At 71.7% G+C, this 18,082-nt stretch carries 13 protein-coding genes; 7 read left to right on the forward strand and 6 right to left on the reverse strand.

The features are described from left to right. The first annotated feature begins 6 nt into the window (after positions 1 to 6). Positions 7 to 543: a cupin domain-containing protein gene (locus KBX00_RS04505; protein WP_210823449.1), complete on the forward strand. Its 537-nt coding sequence runs from the start codon at positions 7 to 9 to the stop codon at positions 541 to 543. 58 nt (positions 544 to 601) lie between these two features. Continuing rightward, a complete protein-coding gene (locus KBX00_RS04510; protein ID WP_210823451.1) occupies positions 602 to 1,558 on the forward strand; it encodes an acyltransferase domain-containing protein in 957 nt (318 codons plus the stop codon). A gap of 167 nt (positions 1,559 to 1,725) precedes the next feature. Here the strand turns inward: KBX00_RS04510 and KBX00_RS04515 are convergent, their stop codons facing one another. Next, on the reverse strand, positions 1,726 to 3,051 hold the full coding sequence (locus KBX00_RS04515; RefSeq protein ID WP_210823453.1) for a cellulose binding domain-containing protein: 1,326 nt from the start codon (positions 3,049 to 3,051) through the stop codon (positions 1,726 to 1,728). 387 nt (positions 3,052 to 3,438) lie between these two features. Between KBX00_RS04515 and KBX00_RS04520 the strand changes: the two genes are divergently transcribed. After that, entirely contained in the window at positions 3,439 to 5,319 is a 1,881-nt protein-coding gene (locus KBX00_RS04520) for a Xaa-Pro dipeptidyl-peptidase (protein WP_307868055.1), read from the forward strand. Between the two features lie 51 nt (positions 5,320 to 5,370). On the opposite strand, the gene KBX00_RS04525 is transcribed toward KBX00_RS04520, so the two are convergent. The 4 genes from KBX00_RS04525 to KBX00_RS04540 form a co-directional block, all read right to left on the reverse strand. Beyond that, positions 5,371 to 6,588, reverse strand: coding sequence for a low temperature requirement protein A (locus KBX00_RS04525; protein WP_210823455.1), 1,218 nt, complete (start codon positions 6,586 to 6,588; stop codon positions 5,371 to 5,373). 154 nt (positions 6,589 to 6,742) lie between these two features. After that, the gene (locus tag KBX00_RS04530; RefSeq protein WP_210823457.1) at positions 6,743 to 7,339 is read right to left on the reverse strand and encodes an AAA family ATPase; all 597 of its coding nucleotides are present in this window, start codon (positions 7,337 to 7,339) and stop codon (positions 6,743 to 6,745) included. A 71-nt stretch (positions 7,340 to 7,410) separates the two neighbouring features. Next, positions 7,411 to 8,292: a hypothetical protein gene (locus KBX00_RS04535; RefSeq protein WP_210823459.1), complete on the reverse strand. Its 882-nt coding sequence runs from the start codon at positions 8,290 to 8,292 to the stop codon at positions 7,411 to 7,413. A gap of 86 nt (positions 8,293 to 8,378) precedes the next feature. Next, the gene (locus KBX00_RS04540) at positions 8,379 to 10,349 is read right to left on the reverse strand and encodes a copper resistance protein CopC (protein ID WP_210823461.1); all 1,971 of its coding nucleotides are present in this window, start codon (positions 10,347 to 10,349) and stop codon (positions 8,379 to 8,381) included. A 244-nt stretch (positions 10,350 to 10,593) separates the two neighbouring features. On the opposite strand from KBX00_RS04540, the gene KBX00_RS04545 reads away from it, so the two are divergent. Genes KBX00_RS04545 through KBX00_RS04560 form a run of 4 tightly spaced genes read left to right on the forward strand, consistent with a single transcriptional unit; the run spans position 10,594 to position 13,765 of the window. Then, positions 10,594 to 11,016 (forward strand): molybdopterin-binding protein, encoded by a 423-nt coding sequence (locus KBX00_RS04545; protein WP_210823463.1) that lies wholly within the window; start codon positions 10,594 to 10,596, stop codon positions 11,014 to 11,016. After that, positions 11,013 to 11,789: a molybdate ABC transporter substrate-binding protein gene (modA, locus tag KBX00_RS04550; protein ID WP_210823465.1), complete on the forward strand. Its 777-nt coding sequence runs from the start codon at positions 11,013 to 11,015 to the stop codon at positions 11,787 to 11,789. The genes KBX00_RS04545 and modA overlap by 4 nt, the downstream gene beginning before the upstream one ends. 3 nt (positions 11,790 to 11,792) lie before the next feature. Beyond that, complete coding sequence (locus KBX00_RS04555) at positions 11,793 to 12,638, forward strand: ABC transporter permease (protein ID WP_210823470.1); 846 nt, start codon at positions 11,793 to 11,795, stop codon at positions 12,636 to 12,638. Then, positions 12,635 to 13,765, forward strand: a complete 1,131-nt coding sequence (locus tag KBX00_RS04560; protein WP_210823471.1) for an ABC transporter ATP-binding protein — start codon at positions 12,635 to 12,637, stop codon at positions 13,763 to 13,765. The genes KBX00_RS04555 and KBX00_RS04560 overlap by 4 nt, the downstream gene beginning before the upstream one ends. Positions 13,766 to 13,829: 64 nt before the next feature. Here the strand turns inward: KBX00_RS04560 and KBX00_RS04565 are convergent, their stop codons facing one another. After that, a complete protein-coding gene (locus KBX00_RS04565; RefSeq protein ID WP_210823472.1) occupies positions 13,830 to 18,038 on the reverse strand; it encodes a HEAT repeat domain-containing protein in 4,209 nt (1,402 codons plus the stop codon). Positions 18,039 to 18,082: the final 44 nt, after the last annotated feature.

Here is an 18,082-nt window from a genome sequence, read left to right on the forward strand (position 1 = left end):
GATCACATGCTCGGTGACCGGCTCCGCGTCCTGCGCCAGCAGCACTCCCTCACGCTGCGGCAGCTCGCCACAGCCGCCGACGTGTCGCCCGCCCTGCTGAGTCAGATCGAGAACGGCGCGACCGACCCGAGCCTGGCCACGCTGCGCAAGCTCGCGCAGGTGTTCGACACCTCGATCGCCGAGTTGTTCTCCGAACCGGAGGCACCGGCGGTGCACGTCAGCCGGGCCGGCAGCCGCAGCCTGCTCACCGCCCCACCCGGCCAGATCACCTACGAACGCCTCACTCCGGGGCGCGGGGACCTGGAGGTGCTTCAGGCCCATCTCGCCCCGGGCGACGCCAGCTCGGCCGAGCCGTGGGCACACCCCTCGACAGAGTGCGCCATCGTCGTCAGCGGCGAGGTGGTCGCCGACATCGGCGGCGAGGCGTACGCCCTCACCGCCGGTGAGGCCGTCACCTTCGACTCACGCCTGGCCCACCTCTACCGCAACGCCAGCGACCAGCCGGCCCACCTGATCATCGCGGTCACGCCGCCCAACCCCTGAGCGGGCTGACAGGCATCGCGCTGTTGCGACGACCGCACCGGTCGCTACTGTCTTCCGCGTGGATCTGGACGACATCGCCACCCGGCTCGGCGTACCGGTCGAGGACGTCGAGCGGGTGCACCGGCTCGCCGGCGACCACCCGTCGGCTCCGGTGCCCGTCAGCGCCGACGCGCCCGCGCTGCTCGACCGGCTCGCGGTGCGGCCGGACGACGCCGCCGAGATCATGGCGGGCTGGCCCGACCCCGACTCCGCGCTGTGGACCCCGGAACTGCGCTGGCTGCTCGACCGCTCGATCGCCCTGGTCCGCGCGGATCTCGGGGGCCACGATTGGCTGGCGCCCGGTCCGGCGCTGCCGCGTGAGCGGGGCCCGGCATGGCGGCATCTCTACGTCTACGCGTACCTGGCCCTGGTCGACGTGGCCAGGGGATATCACCGCGACCACGGGATCCCCGACACCGTCTCCTGGGTAACCCTCGCGGATCTGGGTCGCAACCTCGCGATCGACCGGCGGATGCAGGGCGAGGGTTGGTCGGTCATGCAGAGCTGGCTGACCTTGCACGCGCGCGGCGGCATCTACGAACTCGGCCGGCTCCAGCACCATCGTGGTGGCACCGCCATTGAACTGCACATCCCCGAGTCGGGGCCGATGACCCCCGAGGCGATCGACAGGTCGCTCGACGGAGCCCGGGCGTTCTTCCCGCGCCACTTCCCCGACGAGCCCTACACGTCGTTCGCCTGCGGCTCGTGGCTGCTCGACCCGCAGCTGTCGGAGTACCTGCCCGAGGACTCCAACATCGTCCGCTTCCAACGACGGTTCGAGCTGGAGCCCTATCAGGAGCCGGACGGGCTCGACGCCGACGTCGAGGTGGTGCGGTTCGTGTTCCGTACGCTGACCACACCGCTGGACCAGCTGCCGCGCGACACCGCGCTTCAGCGCGCCGTCATCGACCATCTGAAGGCTGGCCGTCACTGGCAGTGGCGCCGCGGACGCTTCCCGATCGAGCCGGTCCACTGACCGCGGCGGGTCGGCTGGTGCTGCCTGCGCTGCCGCTGTCACCTGGCGCGCCCGGGTAACCCGCAGCCGAGTGCTGGGGCCGGACGGCGATGGCGCCGGCGCAGGATCGGAAGACCGCCGCCGGGCGCGGATCCCGGGTGGGATCCGCGCCCGGACGAGCGCACGGGTCAGCTGACGGTGCAGGCCGCTCCGTTGAGGGTGAACGAACTCGGTTCGCCGGTGTTACCGGTGTGGGTGGCCTGGAAGCCGATGCCGACCGACGCGCTCGGGGCGAGGGTGCCGTTGTACGAGACGTTGCGGGCGGTCACCTGCCCGGAGGTCGGTGAATAGCTGGCATTCCAGCCACCGGTGATGGTCTGCCCGCCGGGCAGCGTGAAGACCAGTGACCAGCCGTTGATGGTGGAGCTGCCGGTGTTGGTGATGGTGATCTGCTCGGTCAGCCCGGTGTTCCAGGCGTTGACCTCGGCGGTGACCCGGCACGCCCCGCCACCGGGCGGCGGCGTGGTCGGGCTCGGGGGCGGGGTGGTCGGGCTCGGCGGCGGAGTGGTCGGGCTGGGCGGCGGCGTGGTGCCGCCGAACTGGGTGAAGAAGCGCCAGGTCTCGCCCGGCAGCCAGGTACGGGAGCCGCTGTCGCCGGGTGCGCCGTCCTGGGGAGCGGCGATGTGTCCCTCGTCGAAGGCCGCCCAGACGACCGGGTAGCCGGACGCGCAGCCGGAGTAGGTGGTGCTGCGGTGGGTGAGGCTGCCCTGCGACGGCTCCGGCGGGTTCTGCGCGGTGCAGCCGTTGTTGCGGACGAACCGGTCCCGCAGCGACCGCCCGTTGGAGATGTTGAGCACACCGTCGCGGATGCCGTGCGCGCCGAAGTAGGCGACCGGCTGGCTGCCGCCGCTGCATCCGCTCAGCTGCGCTCCGCCGTAGACGGCGACGGCGCGGAAGACGTTCGGCCGGGCGCAGGCGAGGGCGTAGCTCATGGCACCGCCGTAGCTGAACCCGAGCGCGAAGCGCTGCGTGGTCTCGACGCAGAGGTCACCCTCGATCTGCCGGAGCATGTCGTCGACGAAGGTGACGTCCTCGCCACCGGAGTTGGCCCAGCCGCTGTTGAGGCCCTGCGGCGCGACGAAGATGGTGCTGTTGTTCGACAGGGGCAGCAGTCCGTAGTAGGCCCAGGTGTCGCGCTGCACGGTCTGGCCGGTGGCGACGTCGGTCGCCGAGCCGTTGAGCCAGTGGAACCCGAACACCAGTCGGTACGGATTGTTGTTGTTGTAGTTGTCCGGCACCCGCAGGATGTAGCTCCGGTTCCTGCCGCTGCTCTGGATGGTGTGCGTACCGCTGCGCAGCGTGGGTGCCTTGCCGCAACCGGCGGTCGCGGCCAGGATGCCCGACTGGGCGGCCGGGACGCTGCCGGGGTTCGCGCTCAGCGCCGTGCCGGCGGCAGCCAGCACCATCAGCGCCGCGAGCGCGATCGGCCCGAAAATCGATTTACGCCTGGACATTCGTGACTCCATTCCGCGCCCGCTGTGGACGCGCGGCGGTGCGGCACATCGCCCTGGTGGCGGCGCCGGGGACGGCCGGCGTACCGCGGGGTATGCGCCACGGTGCGACACCGGCTCGGGCTGTGAGTTCAGGTGGGCGGCCCGGAGCGGCGATGCTCGGCGTGTGCCACGGCTCCCGCGCGTACCGTCAGCCGCCCTGGACCGGCGGCGTGACCCGTCCCGCACGGGGCCCGCAGTACCCGTCAGCCGGCGCCACGCGCCGCGGCTCGCCTGGTCACCGACCGGGCGGGGGACGTCGGAGCGTGCCCTTCGCTCCTGCCTCCGAAACGTAGTCAGTGAGCGATAACATCGCAAGGTGTAAATGTCTAAACTCCGAAGGGAGACGCCGTGCGTCGGTCCCCCTACCTGCTGGCACTGCTCGGCATCGGTCTGTCCGGCACGCTGGCGCTGCACGCGGCTCCGGCGGCGGCGCGGACCGCACCCATCCCCACTCCGGGCATCGTGGTCGTCGACGGCATGACCCAACCGGTGTTCTCGCTCGCCGACGCGATCGAGGAGCGGGTTTACGTTCAGACCACGGTGGACACCGACCACGACGGCCGCCTCGACCGGGTGGCGATCGACATATCCCGGCCTCGGGAGACCGCCACCGAGGGATTCAAGGTGCCGGTCATATTCGAGCACAGCCCGTACCGCAAGGACGTCTGGTACGACGTGCCCTACCCGAGTGTGCTGGTGGACGAACTGCCGCAGAACGGCGTCGAGCGCCGATCCGGCCAACGGACGTCCGACCTGGTGGTGCAGCGGGCGGCGACGAAGGCCAACCTGCCCGGCTCGCTCGATGACTACTACGTGCCCCGGGGCTACGCGGTGGTGCTCGGGCAGAGCGTCGGCACCGGCGATTCCGACGGCTGCCCGACCAGCGGCGACCGGGCCGAGACGCTCGGCACCCGGGCGGTGATCGACTGGCTGAACGGGCGGGCGAAGGGGTACGACGCGGCCGGCGCGCCGGTCAACGCCGGCTGGACCACCGGGGCCGTCGGCATGACCGGTGTCTCCTACAACGGCACCCTGCCCAACCAGGTGGCCACCACCGGCGTCCCGGGGCTGCGGACCATCGTGCCCGTGGCCGCCATCAGCAGCTGGTACGACTACTACCGCGCCAACGGCCTGGTGGTGGCACCTGGGACGTATCAGGGTGAGGACACCGACGTGCTGGCCGGGTTCACCGCCGGTCAGGCCCGGGCACAGGGGCGCTGCGCCGACGAGATCGCGGAGCTGACCGCCCGGCAGGACCGGGTCACCGGTGACTATTCGGCGTTCTGGCGCGACCGCGATTACCTTGACGCGCGGAAGGTGCGGGCCAGCGTGCTCGTTGTGCACGGCCTCAACGACTGGAACGTCAAGACCGAGCACTTCGCCGGCTGGTGGGACGAGTTGGCCCGGCACCGCGTACCGCGCAAGATCTGGCTGCACCAGGGCGGGCATGGTGGCCCGGGCAACGCCGCGTCGGTGACCCTGCCGGACGGCCGGACCTGGACGTGGAAGCAGACCGAGAACCGCTGGTTCGACCACTGGCTGTGGCAGGTGCCCAACGGGATCATGGACGAACCGACGGCCGTGGTGCAGCGCGAGGAGGGTGTCTACACGACGTACGCCGACTGGCCCGATCCGGGCAGTCGGGAGGTCGCGCTGCGGCTGGCCGCCACCGACGCCACCACGGTCGGCACGCTCACCTCCGCCCGGCCGCCGAAGCGTGCCGTCGAGCAACTCTTCGTTGACGAGGGACGCACCATTCACCCGGACACCCTGGTCGCCGACCCGGAAGCGACCAGCCCGCACCGGTTGGCCTACCTGTCTCCCGCGCTGCCTCGCGACGTCCGCGTGTCCGGCCGTCCGGAGCTGCGGCTGCGGCTGGCGATCGCCAACAAGCCGGACGCGAACCTCACCGCCTACCTGGTCGACTATGGACCGGCCGGCTCGACCGCCGCACCGACGGTGGTGACCCGCGGCTGGATGGACCCGCAGAACCGGCGGAGCGTCTCGCGCACCGACCCGCTGCGCCAGGGCAAGCTGTACGACCTGCGGTGGACCCTGGAGCCCAAGGATCACGTCTTCCCGGCGGGCTACCGGATCGGTCTGGTGATCTTCTCCAGCGATCAGGATTACACCCTGCTTCCGCTGGGTGGCACGCGGCTACGAGTCGTACCGCACCACAGTGAGCTGCGCCTACCGGTGGTCGGCGGCAGGGCCGCCCTAGGCTTCTGACCCCGCAGCGATCGGCGCGCCCCACCAGCCGCCGCCCCGCAGTCCGGACCGCTACTCGGTATCGTGCCTGGTGGTGGCAGCGGGACGGTGGGCGGCGCGGCCGGCGCCGAAGACACGTTCGTAGCCGACGAGCACCACGAGGAAGGTGGCGAGCAGGCCGAGAGCGGCCAGGCCGGGCAGGTACCGTCCGGCCGGCAGCAGGGCCAAGGCCACCACGGGCGCGAGCAGTTGCGCCGACGACACCGATCGGACGCTGAGCCCACGGAACAGCACCTCGCCCGCGAGATACAGCGCGACCCCGCCGAACAGCGCGACGGCCGAGGTCCAGGGCAGGCGCGACCCGGCAGCAGCCCAGGGCTCGTGATGCGCCAGCGGAGCGATCACCTCGTGCACCCCGAGCGCCAGGTAGATCGTCCCAGCGACCAGTGTGAAGTGGCCGCCGCTGTAGGCGTTGGCCGCGAGCCGGTCGCGTCGCGGCCCGCGCTCGGTCATCAGCACCTCACCCGCCGCCCCCGAGTACAGCATGTAGAGCCGAAACAGGCAGACCGTGACGACGAGGGTGAACAGCGTGGCCAGCACGGTCGGCCCGTTGATCATTTCGGATCCGATGCCGGCGCCGACCGAGATCAACGTCTCGCCGAGCGCGATGATCACCACGAGGCCGTGCCGTTCGACGAAATGCTCGGAACTACGCAACGGCCACCCGCTCAACGTCGAGGCGATGAGTCCGCCAGCGAAGTCGATCGCGACAGCCGCAGTCCAGAGCGGCAACTGTGCGTCACCGCCGAGGAGTGCTCCGAGCACGAGCGGGATCCAGGACAGCGCGGTGGTCACCGTGTAGATGCGCAACGTGCGGTGCAGCCGCCGGTCGCCCTCGGCCGCCCGGCGATAGAGCGCCAGGTGGACCGCCCGCACCACGAGGTACGACAGCACCAGGATCAGGCGCGAAGCCAAACTCGGTTCCCATACGTTCGGGATGACCACGGCGATGAGAAAGATCGGCCCCATGACCGCGGTGGTGCCGGCCCGGATCAGCCCGATGTCGGCACGGGCCTGGTTGCCCAGCCAGGCGTAGATCAGCCAGGAGATCCACAGCAGCAGCAGGACGACCAGGCCCTTGAGCAGGGTCAGTGGCGAGGCGTGACCAGCCATGTAGGCGGTGATCCGGGTCAGCGCGAAGACGAACACCAGATCAAAGAAGATCTCGTACCGCGTCGTCCGATGCGTCTCCGAGGTCGTCTCGACGCGCCCTCGGAGGAACCGCCCCATGTGCCCATCTTCATCGTTGCGACCGCCGTCGTCCCGATGATTGGCCAAGCTCGACCTAGCGCGGCACCTGCCGCAGGTGGTGATCGAGGGTGACCCGCCGTCGGGCACGAACGGCCAGGCCGGATCGGCGAGTCTTCCCCGTACAGCCGACCTCTCACCGGTGCGGCAGACCAGCCAGCCAGCGTTCGAGTGCCTCCGGTGAATCGAGCAGCAACACCGGCGGGCCGGCCGGATCGGCACGCCAGTCCCGCAGCCGACGCCGTTCCCGGGCGAACTCGGTGAGGTGCCACATCAGCACCGACTCGGTGGACAGCACGCTGCCCAGCGACTCACGGTTGCCGTTGCAGATCTCCTCCCCGGTCGACAGCCGGCGCAGCGTGCGCCGCAGCAACCACCGGAAGGACAGCCCGCGCGGGTAGTCCAGGCCGATGACCAGATCCGCGCGGGCCAACGGTACGTCCCGCCATCCGTGGTACGCCCCGTCGAGGATCCAGCGGTCCCGGCGGCAGATCGTCTCGATCCGGCTGCGTTGGCGCGCCACCGGCACCTCGACCCAGTTGGGCTCCCAGAGCAGGTCGTCGACCGGGTACCAGGGCAGCCCGAGCCGCTCGGACAGGCGCTGCGCCAGGGTTGACTTGCCGCAGCCGTGGACTCCGTAGACCAGGATGCGGGACAGCTCGGCGGTCGGGAAATCTCGCTGCCCGGAGTACGCCTCGCCCGCCCCGGGGTTTCCCGCCTGCCTGCCGCTCATCGCGCGGCAGCCTAACCGGCCCGTGCCACCTAGCCCGTCGGGCGGCCGGTAGCCGGCCGCCCGAGCCGGGATCATCGGTCGGTGGCCAGGTCACCGCAGTCGGCCTCGTCGGGCAGCAGCGGTCGCAGGGCCACCGTCCACCGCTTGCCGTCCGAGACCCACGGGGTGGCCGCGTTCGCCGCCGCCGCGGCGGTCAGCACCTGCTGTGCCTCGTCACCGGTCGCCGTCACACAACCCAGACCAAGGCCCTCGCCGAGTTCGGCGCCCGGCAATGCCGGCCCGGGCCAGGCCACCTCGGGCTGCTCACCGGCCTCGGCGTTGGCGACCCACGGTTCGGCCACGGCGGCGACGGCGGTCGGCACGTACGGCTGCGTGTCCGTCTGTGCGACGCCCAGCGGACCGGACTCGACGCTCAGCGAGTCGGCGAACTCCCGCAGCGTGTCCCGCTTCGCCCGCTGGTCGGCGGTGAGTCCGGTCTGTGCCCCGCCGGACTCGGCGAGGGCGTACACCTCCAGCTCCTCCACCCCGTTGTCACCGAGCACGGTGAACCGGGTCGAGGGGGCGTCGGCAACCGGCGGTGTGCCGAGGTCCGCCGGGCCGCCCACCCCGGCGGCCCGGGCCGCCTTGAGCAGTTCCGCCACCTCGGTGGCGCTGATCGTGCCCAGCTGAAGGTTGGGCAGCGCCGGCCCGGGATAGATCATCGGCACCGGCCCCTGGGTGATCACGCGACCGTCACCGTAGACACTGACCGTGGGTAGGCGGGTGGCCAGCATGGCCGGCGTGACGAAACCCCCGGTGTGTTCCATCCGGAACACCACCGCGTCGGCGGAGTAGGACCGCTCGGGTGAGTCCGCCTCTCCCGATCCGGCGTCACCGGCCTGCTGGCCGCAGGCCGCGGAGGTCAGCAACAGCAAGGGTACGACCGCCAGTCGCCCGCTTCGACGAATGCTCATGCCGATCGGACGCCGGCGGAAGCCGACCGGTTCCGCGCTGGTGGCCGGTGATCAGGTGGCAGCGGAGGTCCGGGTGGACGAGGACGTCAGGCCAGATTGATCGTGAACGCCGCGGTGTGCACCTTCCCGTCCACCTGGAAGTCGAAGAACGCCCGGTAACGGCCGGTGCTGGGCGCGGTCAGCCAGAACTTCGCCGCGCCGTCGACCAGTTCCGGCTCCGGATGGACGTGCAGGAAACCCAGGTCACCCTCACGGAGCACGACCAGGTGCCCGTACGCGCCGAGGTAACGCTCCAACTGCACCGGCCCGGTCGCCCCGTCACGGTCGACACGAAGGGTCAGCGGGACGGTCATCCCGATGGTGGGCGTGCCGGCCATGGACACCGCGTACGGCCCGGTCGTCGTCTGCGGCTGCGGCGGGGGCAGTCCGGCCGGCTGATAACTGCCCGGCACCTCGTGGTCGACGCCGAGCACGAGCGGCAACCCCTGGCCGTCAGCGGTGGTGACGGTGAAGTCCGCGTAGATGCGGTAACCGCCGGGTCGGGTGAGCTTCAGCGGCACGCTCCAGGTGCCGTCCGCCGCCATCGTCGGGTGCAGGTGCTGGTATCCACCGAGGTCACGGCCGACCACGATCATGTGCAGCGGCTTGTCGTGCACCACCGCGAAGCGGGTCACCGGCTGCCCGTCGACCCCCACCACCCGGAACCGGTAGTCGGTCGTCGCGCCCGCCGGCTGGGAGCGCAGCACCGGCTTGAGCGTGTACCCGGCCGCGCTCACCGTCGTACCGGTGGCCTGGTCCTGGCCGTCACCCGGATGCGAGTGCGGGCCGCTACCCGCCGGGTGCTGATGGCCGTCACCTGCCGTCACCGCCTGGGCCGCGCCCCGGCTGTCACCACCCGCTGCCGCGCCCGGCGGTTGCGCCACCGAGGTGGGTTCGTCGGAGGTGCCGATCCGGCCGAGCGCGAAACCGGCCAACAGCGTCAGCACGAGTCCACCGACAAGCAACGCGAGCCGGGTATCGCCGGCACGGTGCCACCAGCCGGTCGACGCGGAACCGTCCGCTGGCGCCTCGGGCGCGGCGAGTGCGGCGGCTTCCGCAGGTTCGGCGGGTGCCACCGGGGTGGTGGTCACCGCCCGCCGAGCCGGGGCCGCCGCCGATACCGTGGCAGTCCTCCGGCCTCGCCGGGCGGCCGGGCCTGCCGCCGTGCCGCCGCGACCCGTGGCGGCTGCCGTGGTACGGCCTCCCTTGGCGGGTGTGGTGGGTTTGCCGCGAGGTCGGGCGGCACCGGATCGGCGTACCACCTTGCGACTCCGGTCGACGCGAGCCGGACGGCGCTGCCAGGCGAAGAAGCCGGCGACCGCGACCACGGCCACTACCAGTGCGGCCCAGCCCAGCGCGCCGATGCCACCCGAGTCGTCGGAGGCGGGTGGCGCGGCGGCCACCGACGGGACCGGTGCCGTCGGTGCGACGGGGGTGGCATCGCCGGACGCCGGCTGCGATCCGGTGTCTCCGTGCTGCTCGGCGGCGGCGAGCAGGGACGGATCCGGCTGGCCGGTGGGCGGTTGCCAGTCCGGCGGCGCGGCCGTCGGCTTGCCGGTGTACCGGAAGGTGACCGTGCCGCGTACCGGGTCACCGTCCGAGGCGACCGACAGGTAGCTCACCGAGTACTGGCCGACGGCGGGCAGGTGCGCGAGGGCCACCACCGCGGGAAAACCGGTGGTGTACTCGCGCGGCTCGAACACCCCGTCGACCAGGAAGTACTCCCGCACCGGGCGGTCGAGTTCGCCGGGTTCGCCATGCGTCCAGCCGTTGTCCACCCGGGCACCGCCCGGCGCGGTGACGGTGAAGTACGCGTCCTCGCGGACCCGCTCGGTGAAGTAGAGCTGCACGGCCGTCACGGCCTCGTCGACGGTGGCGCCCTCGGCCGGTGTGGACATCGCCAGGGTGCCGTGCGCCGAGGCGGGTGTGGCCGGTCCGAGGAGGACGACGCTGGCGGCGAGGACCAGGGCGAGGAGGCCGGCGGTGACGCGGCAGTGAGCCCGAGGGAGATGACGCATCGAACCATCCTCGCGATGACGCCGCTTTCTGCAATAGGTCGTCATCTTTTTGTTCAGATGGGAAAAGTTCTGCTCGGGAGGGCGTTCCGGCTCGCCAGGCCGAGCAGTCCCCTCGTCGAGACGGAAGCCGACCGGGTGACCTGGGCCACGACCGCGATTGCCGCTTCACCGGCCGCATGTCAGCCGCAGATTCGAGGCCCTTCTCGCTTCCTGGCTTGCAAGTGCGTGGCATAGGGTGTGCGATGTGACGACGTTTCGGATGGGCGAGGCGGCCGAGCTGCTGGGCGTCAGCGCGGACACCGTGCGGCGCTGGGTGGATGCCGGCCGCCTCGCCGCCGGGCGCGACGAGCAGGGACATCGAGTGATCGACGGCGTCGAGCTGGCCGCCTTCGTCCGGGCGCAGGCCGACGACCCGGACGACCGGGCCGACGAGTCCTCGGCCCGCAACCGGCTGCGGGGCATCGTCACCGCCGTGGTCAAGGACGCCGTGATGGCCCAGGTGGACATCCAGGCCGGTCCCTTCCGGGTGGTGTCGCTGATGAGCCGCGAGGCCGTCGACGATCTGGGGCTGACTGTCGGTTCGGTGGCGATCGCGGTGATCAAGTCGACCACGGTCGTCGTGGAGCGACCGCCCGCCCACGCCGACAGCAGGAGAAACGGCTCATGACGACCCGACGGCTGGCCCTGCTCGCCGCCATGACGACGGTCGCGCTGGCCGGCTGCGGCGACGGCGGGACCGACCCGCGACCGCAGGATGGTGCCGTGACCGGCGAGGTCACGGTGCTCGCCGCCGCGTCGCTCACCGAGTCGTTCACCCGGATCGGCGAGGACTTCGAGGCGGCGAATCCGGGCGTGCGGGTCACCTTCAGCTTCGCCGGCAGTTCCGCCCTCGCGAACCAGATCGATCAGGGCGCCCCGGCGGACGTGTTCGCCTCCGCCTCGCCGGCGAACATGACGACAGTCGTCGACGCCGGCAACGGCGACGGCAGCCCGCGCGTCTTCGTCCGCAACCAGCTCGTGATCGCGGTGCCCGACGGCAACCCGGACGGGATGGCCGGTCTGACCGACCTGACCCGGCCGGACGTGAAGGTCGCGCTCTGCGCCGAGCAGGTCCCCTGTGGCGCGGCGGCCCGGAAGGCGCTGGACGCCGCCGGGGTGGAACTCAACCCGGTCACCCTGGAACAGGACGTCAAGGCGGCCATGTCAAAGGTGCGGCTGGGCGAGGTCGACGCGGCAATTGTGTACCGCACCGACGTGCAGGCCGCCGACGACGAGGTGGACGGCATCGAGTTTCCCGAATCAACCGGGGCCGTCAACGACTATCCGATCGTCGTGCTGAAGAACGCCCCGAACAAGCCGGCCGCCCGGGCGTTCGTCGACCACGTGCTCTCCCGCCCGGGTCAGGCCGTGCTCACCGCGGCCGGATTCCAGGCCCCGTAGTCGATGTCCCGACACGACAACAGCACGGCTGTGCCCACCCGGTCCGCGCCACCACAGGTAACCAGGCGCACCGGTCGGGTGCCTCTCGCGCTCCTGCTGCCCGCCGCACTCGGCCTGCTCTTCCTGGTGCTGCCGCTGGCCGGCCTGCTGATCCGTACGCCGTGGAGCACGCTCCCGCAGCGGCTCACCGAGCCGGGGGTGCTCGACGCGCTTCGGTTGTCGGTCCAGGCGGCCACCCTCGCCACACTGCTCTGCGTCCTGCTCGGAGTGCCCCTGGCCTGGCTCCTCGCCCGCGTCGATTTTCCGGGCCGACGCCTCGTGCGGGCCCTGGTCACCGTGCCGCTGGTGCTGCCGCCGGTGGTCGGCGGGGTGGCGCTGCTGCTGGTCTTCGGCCGACGCGGCATCCTCGGCGGCTGGCTCGACAGCACCTTCGGGGTGACCCTGCCGTTCACCACGGCCGGCGTCGTGCTCGCCGAGGCCTTCGTCGCGATGCCGTTCCTGGTGATCGCCGTCGAGGGCGCGCTGCGCGGCGCGGACGTGCGGTACGAGGAGGCGGCGGCGACCCTCGGTGCCGGTCGGTGGACAACCTTCACGCACGTCACGCTCCCGCTGGTCGCGCCGGGCATCGCCGCCGGAACGGTGCTGTGCTGGGCTCGGGCTCTCGGCGAGTTCGGCGCCACCATCACCTTCGCGGGCAACTTTCCCGGCCGTACCCAGACCATGCCGCTCGCGGTGTACCTCGCCCTCGAGACCGACCTGGAGGCGGCGATACTGCTCAGTCTCGTCCTGCTCACCGTGTCGGTGGTGATCCTGGCCAGCCTCCGCGACCGCTGGCTCGGCAGCTCGTGACCGCCGCAACGAGCCGGCCCGGTGCCGGCCCACCGGCTGGCGACGCACTGCTCGACAGCCACCTCGTGGTGGACCGTGGCACCTTCCGACTCGACCTGCCGCTGACCGTCCATACCGGCGAGGTGGTCGCACTCCTCGGGCCGAACGGTGCCGGCAAGACAACCGCCCTGCGTGCCCTCGCCGGTCTGATCCCGCTCACCGGCGGACATCTCCGCCTCGCCGGCCGGCACCTCGATCATCCCGGCCGTCGGATCTGGACCCCGACCGAGCAGCGCCAGATCGGGGTCGTCTTCCAGGACTACCTGCTGTTTCCGCACCTGACCGCGTTGGACAACATCGCGTTCGGGCCACGTCGCCAGGGCCTCGACCGGCAGCGGGCCCGGCAGCGGGCCGCGGCCTGGCTGGCCCGGGTCGGGCTAGCCGAACAGGCCCGGCGCAAGCCCCGGCAGCTCTCCGGCGGTCAGGCCCAACGGGTGGCCCTGGCTCGCGCCCTCGCCGTCGAACCGGCACTGCTGCTGCTCGACGAGCCACTCGCTGCCCTAGACGCCCGCACCCGGCTCGACACCCGCGCCCAGCTGCAACACCACCTCGCCGGTCACGCCGGCGCCACGCTGCTGGTCACCCACGACCCGATCGACGCCGTCGTCCTGGCCGACCGGCTGGTCATCATCGAACACGGGCAGGTGGTGCAGGAGGGCGACGTCGCCACCGTCACCGCCCAGCCGCGCACCGACTACGTCGCCCGTCTGGTCGGTCTCAACCTCTACCGGGGGCACGCGGACGGGCACCGCGTCCTGCTCACCGACGGTTTCCCACTCCTCACCGACGCCCGGCAGGACGGCGACGTCTTCGTCGCCTTCGCACCGTCGGCCGTGGCGCTGCATCCGCGCCGCCCCGAGGGCAGCCCACGCAACACCTGGCCCGCCACCGTCGCCGGAGTGCAACGCCACGGCGACAACCTGCGGGTGCAGCTCGACGGCCCGGTCACCGTGGCGGCCGACATCACTCCGGCTGCCGCCGCCCAGCTTCGGCTGGCACCCGGGCAGACGTTCTGGGTCGCCGTCAAGGCCGCCGAGACCCGGGTCTATCCGGCTGCTGCGGCACCCACCGATGCCGGGGCCACCTGAGACCGACCGGCCGCAGTCGCCACGGGACGCCGTCCACACCGCTCATCACCACCGTCGCGGTCGGTCACGGGAAGTCGTCCGGACTGGTGTCGGGTAGCGTCGCCAGCAGTTGACCGGCGAGACCCCGTACCGTGGGGTCGGGCTGACCGGCCAGCCGGACGAGCAACGGCCTGGTGCGGGTGTCCTCGCCGTAGTGCCGGGCGAGCGCGAGCAGCGCGGTGCGGCGGATTTCCCAGTCCTCGTCGTCGACCAGCCGCATCAGCAGTTCCCGCACGCCCGCCCGGTCGGCCAGGTTGGCCGCGAGCTGCGCCGCGGCGCGGCGGCGCACCTCCAGCGCCGGATCGTCGCGCACCAACCCCACCAGCAGCAGCCGGACCTCCGGGTCGTTGCCGAAGTGCTCGCCGAGCGCGGCCGCGATGCGGGCCCGGATCCCCGGATCCCGGTCGGCCAGCCGGCGCATCAGTCGCAACGTCACCGCCATGGCGGTCTCACCGCGCGCGATCAGGCAGCACACCGCCGCGTCGAAGGCGGCGGGGTCGGTGTCGGACTCGATGCACTCCAGCAGCACGTCGGTCACCACGTCCGGATCGCCGTACGCGCTGAGGGTCTCCACCGCGGCGAGTCGGATGCCGGCGTAGCTGTCCCGGCGTGCCCGCCGCGACAGCGTCTCCACCAGCCCGTCGGTGCCGCCGTCGCGGGCCAACGCCTGCGCGGCAGCGCGCAGCACGTTCGGATCGGGATCCCGCCGGACCTGCTCGGCGAGGCACTCCACCACCGCCGCGTCGAGCGGATCGCCGAGCCGGGCCAGGCTGCGGGTGACGCGGAGTCGGACGATCGGATCGCGTTCCTGGGCGGCCCGGCCGATCAGCAGCTCCTGCATGGCGGGCCCGAGTGGCGGCCGACCGGTGAGCAGATCGACGGCGGCGAGTCGGACACCGGCGGTGGGATCCTGGCGGGCCCGCTCCAGCAGCAGCTCGCCGGTGCGGTGATCCGGGTACGCCTCGGCCAGCGCCCGGACCGCGGCCAGCCGCACCGTCGCGTCGTCGTCCGTGCGTGCCGCCCGCGCGGCCACCGCCCACCCGCTGTCGGCCATCCGGTACCGGTCGGTCAACGCCACCACCGCCGCCGCCCGCACCGAGGGGTCCTCGTCCTGCTCGATCCGGTCCACCAGCCGGTCCCGGCACCGCCCGTCCGGGTCGTCGACCAACACCAGCCGCTGTACGGCGACCGCACGGACCCGCGCGGAGGCGTCCGAGCCGGCCAGTTTGAGCAGCAGCTCGGTGCCCTCCGTGCCACCCCGCCCCGGCAGCAGCTCGCACACCAGGCAGCGCCGCACCCCCTCGTGGGGATCACCGGCAACCCGGGACAGGGCCCGCCCACGGGCCGTCTCGCTCTGCTCGGCAAGGGTGAGTAGGCACCGCAGCGCGGACTGCACCACGCCGGGGTCATTGTCGGTGGCCAGCAGCCGGTGCAGCGTCTCGGTGACGTCGGGCAGGTGGAGGCAGCGGGCGGCGAGCACCGCCACGGCAGCCCGCCGCACGCCGGTGTCCCGGTCCTCGGTCGCCCGCGTCAGCACCAGCCGCCGAACGTCCTCGGTCAGCTCGGCCCGTCCGCCGAGGGACTGCACGGCGATCGCCCGGACCGCCGCGTCGGGAGAGCCGGCCAGGTCGCGCAGCGCCACGAGCAGATCGCCGCCGGTGCCGAAGTTGGCGACCAACGCGCGTACGGCGGCCTGGCGCACCGCGGTTGAGCCTCCCGTCAGAGCCTGTGCGAGCAGCAGGTCCTGGCAGTGCCGGCGGCTGCGGCTGGTGGTGTCCAACCGCCCGGCGGCCTCGGCCAGCCCGGCGACCAGCGCGATGCGCGCCTGCCGTTGGCGGCTCTGCCCGAGTTCCCGGACCAGCACCTCCTCCAGCTGCTCGTCGGCGGTGGACAGCGCCGCCGCCGCCCGGGTGGCGAAGGTCGAACCGGAACGCCAACTGGTACGCACCCCGCGGCGGCGGTACCAGTGCAGGAAGACGGCCCGGCCGGGCCACTGCGGTCCGAGCGCCCGGATCGAGGAAAGCAACTCCTGCTCGGTCACCTCGACGACGTTCGGGTCGTCGGCGGAGATGCCGTGCTCGACCAGCAGCACGACCTGGCGCAGCACCGCCTCGCCGGCACCGGCCAACCCGGCCGGCTGCGGCGCCTCCGCCACACACTGCGCGGCCAACACCAGGTTCCACGGCGGGCCGGCCAGGTTCAGCGGCGGCCACGGCCGGTTGACCTGGGTGGCCAGCAGGGTCACCAGGTCGTTGGCGACCTTGGCGGGCAGCGCGCCGGCGACCAGCCGCAGCACCTCCCGCCAGGACGGATCTGCCCAGTTCTCGCGGAACAGCGCACGCAACTGGCCGATCCCCCAGGTGTCCGGGTCGTGATCGAACCTGTCCACGATCTCCTCGGCACAGAAGAATTCCAGAAACGTACGGTGCACAAACCCGAACAGGCGCAGTCCGTACCGTTCCAGGATAAAACTGCGCTGGCGCAGTTTGTCGATCATCGAGTACGCCATGGCGTGCGCGCGTTCGTTCTCGAAACCGTAGAACTCCACCAGGTGGTCGCGGAAGATCCGCGACAGTTCGTCCGCCTCGATGTAATTCCCGGCCGGTCCCGACTCCCGGCACTGCATCCAGAAGGCCAGGTGGCGCAGCAGCCGCAGCTTCGCCTGCGGATCCAGCGGCGGCACGTCGCCGTGGCTCTCCCGCAGTTGCTTGGTCACGTCCCATTCGGAGATCAGCACGTCTGTGACGTGCGCGTAGAGCCGGCGACGGTTTCGGGGCAGGGGGCGGTCCCGACCGACGATCGCCATCAGCATCAACAACAACGGATTACCGGCGATCTCGTGCATCGCCCGGGACCGCCGCACCACGTCGAGGATCTGCCGCCGCTGCCGGTCCGCCTCGACCGACGGGGTCGGCATGACGTACCGGTACCAGTTGCCGAGGAACCGCGCGATGCGGTCGTCGTCGAGATCCTCCAGGGTGAAGTGGTCGAACCCGGCATTGGCGAAGGTGTGCCGCAGGTACCCGGCCGCCCGCGAGGTGACCACCGTGCGCACCCCGGGGTACTCGTTGGCGAAGGTGGCGATCTGCGCGGCCATCTCCTCGCGTTGCGCCGGATCGAACACCTCGTCCAGCCCGTCGAAGAGGAACAGCGCCTGACCACCCTGGCGCAGGTACGCCTCCAGCACCTCCCGGTCGATGCCGGCCAGCCCCTGCTGGTGCCGGTGTCCGACGTAGTCCAACAGGCCGTCGCACCGACCGTCACCACGATGCGCCGCATACGATCGCAGCTCGATCAGGACGGGGAGGTAGCGGTCCAGTGCCGCCAGCCGGGGTTCTTCACAGACCCCGGCCAGCGCGAGGGCGAGGTAGCGTGCCGCCGCCGACTTGCCGGAGCCGGGATCGCCGAGCAGCACGATGGCCCGCCGGGCCGGATCGCACACCACGTCGAAAAGCGCCGACGCCTCCTTGGCCGCGTACTCCTCCCAGAGTCGCTCCACGTCCCTCGGATCCACCACCCCGGGCAGCGCACCGGCGTCACCGTCCGGGCCGGAACCCGCCCAGCGCCACCAGGCCAGCGGCATCTCCGGTCGGGCGTCCTCATGCACCCTCGGCTCCACGAACACGTTCGACAGACCCACGGTGAGGTAGCCGATCGTCGGTCGCGGTGACACCGCGTCCAACGGCACCGCCTGGTACCGCAGCCGAAGCTGCTTGTGGTACTGGCTGCGGACCGCCTCGGGCAGGTGGGTGTCGGGGTCGCCGGGCTCCCGCGCCGGTGACCGGCCGCTGCGCATGTCGGCAAGCGCCACGGTGACCTTCGCCGACAGATCGTCCACGCTGGAGAAGAAGGCACACAGGTGGCGTTCCTTCAATTCGTTGCGCAACGCCACGATCTGCTGCCGGTTGGGATCGACCATGTCGGGCGGCCAGGGCATGTCCTCGGCGAGTAGAAAGATCAGGCACGGTTTGCCGGCCGCGAGCGCCTCCCGGTATTCGAGCTCCGTGATGGAGGACTCCTGGCCCGGTGGGCGGTAACCGTAGCGCCAGGCGAAGAGTCCGACGTAGAGATCACATCGGCGGACGTCGGTCAGACAGCGTTCCAGAGGCGGGCGTACGTCGGCCCCGTACGCCTCCATTGCGACGTCCTCGATCTCCAGACGACGCGCCACCGCGTGCACGGCCGCACGGTATTCCAACAGGTCCTGCTGGGTGGCCGAAATGTAGACCTTCATCGACGGCAAACTCCAGGGGTGGCTGGCGACCGCATTCTTCAAAA

The sequence above is a fragment of the Micromonospora sp. C95 genome, from assembly GCF_018070465.1.
Lineage (GTDB): Bacteria > Actinomycetota > Actinomycetes > Mycobacteriales > Micromonosporaceae > Micromonospora.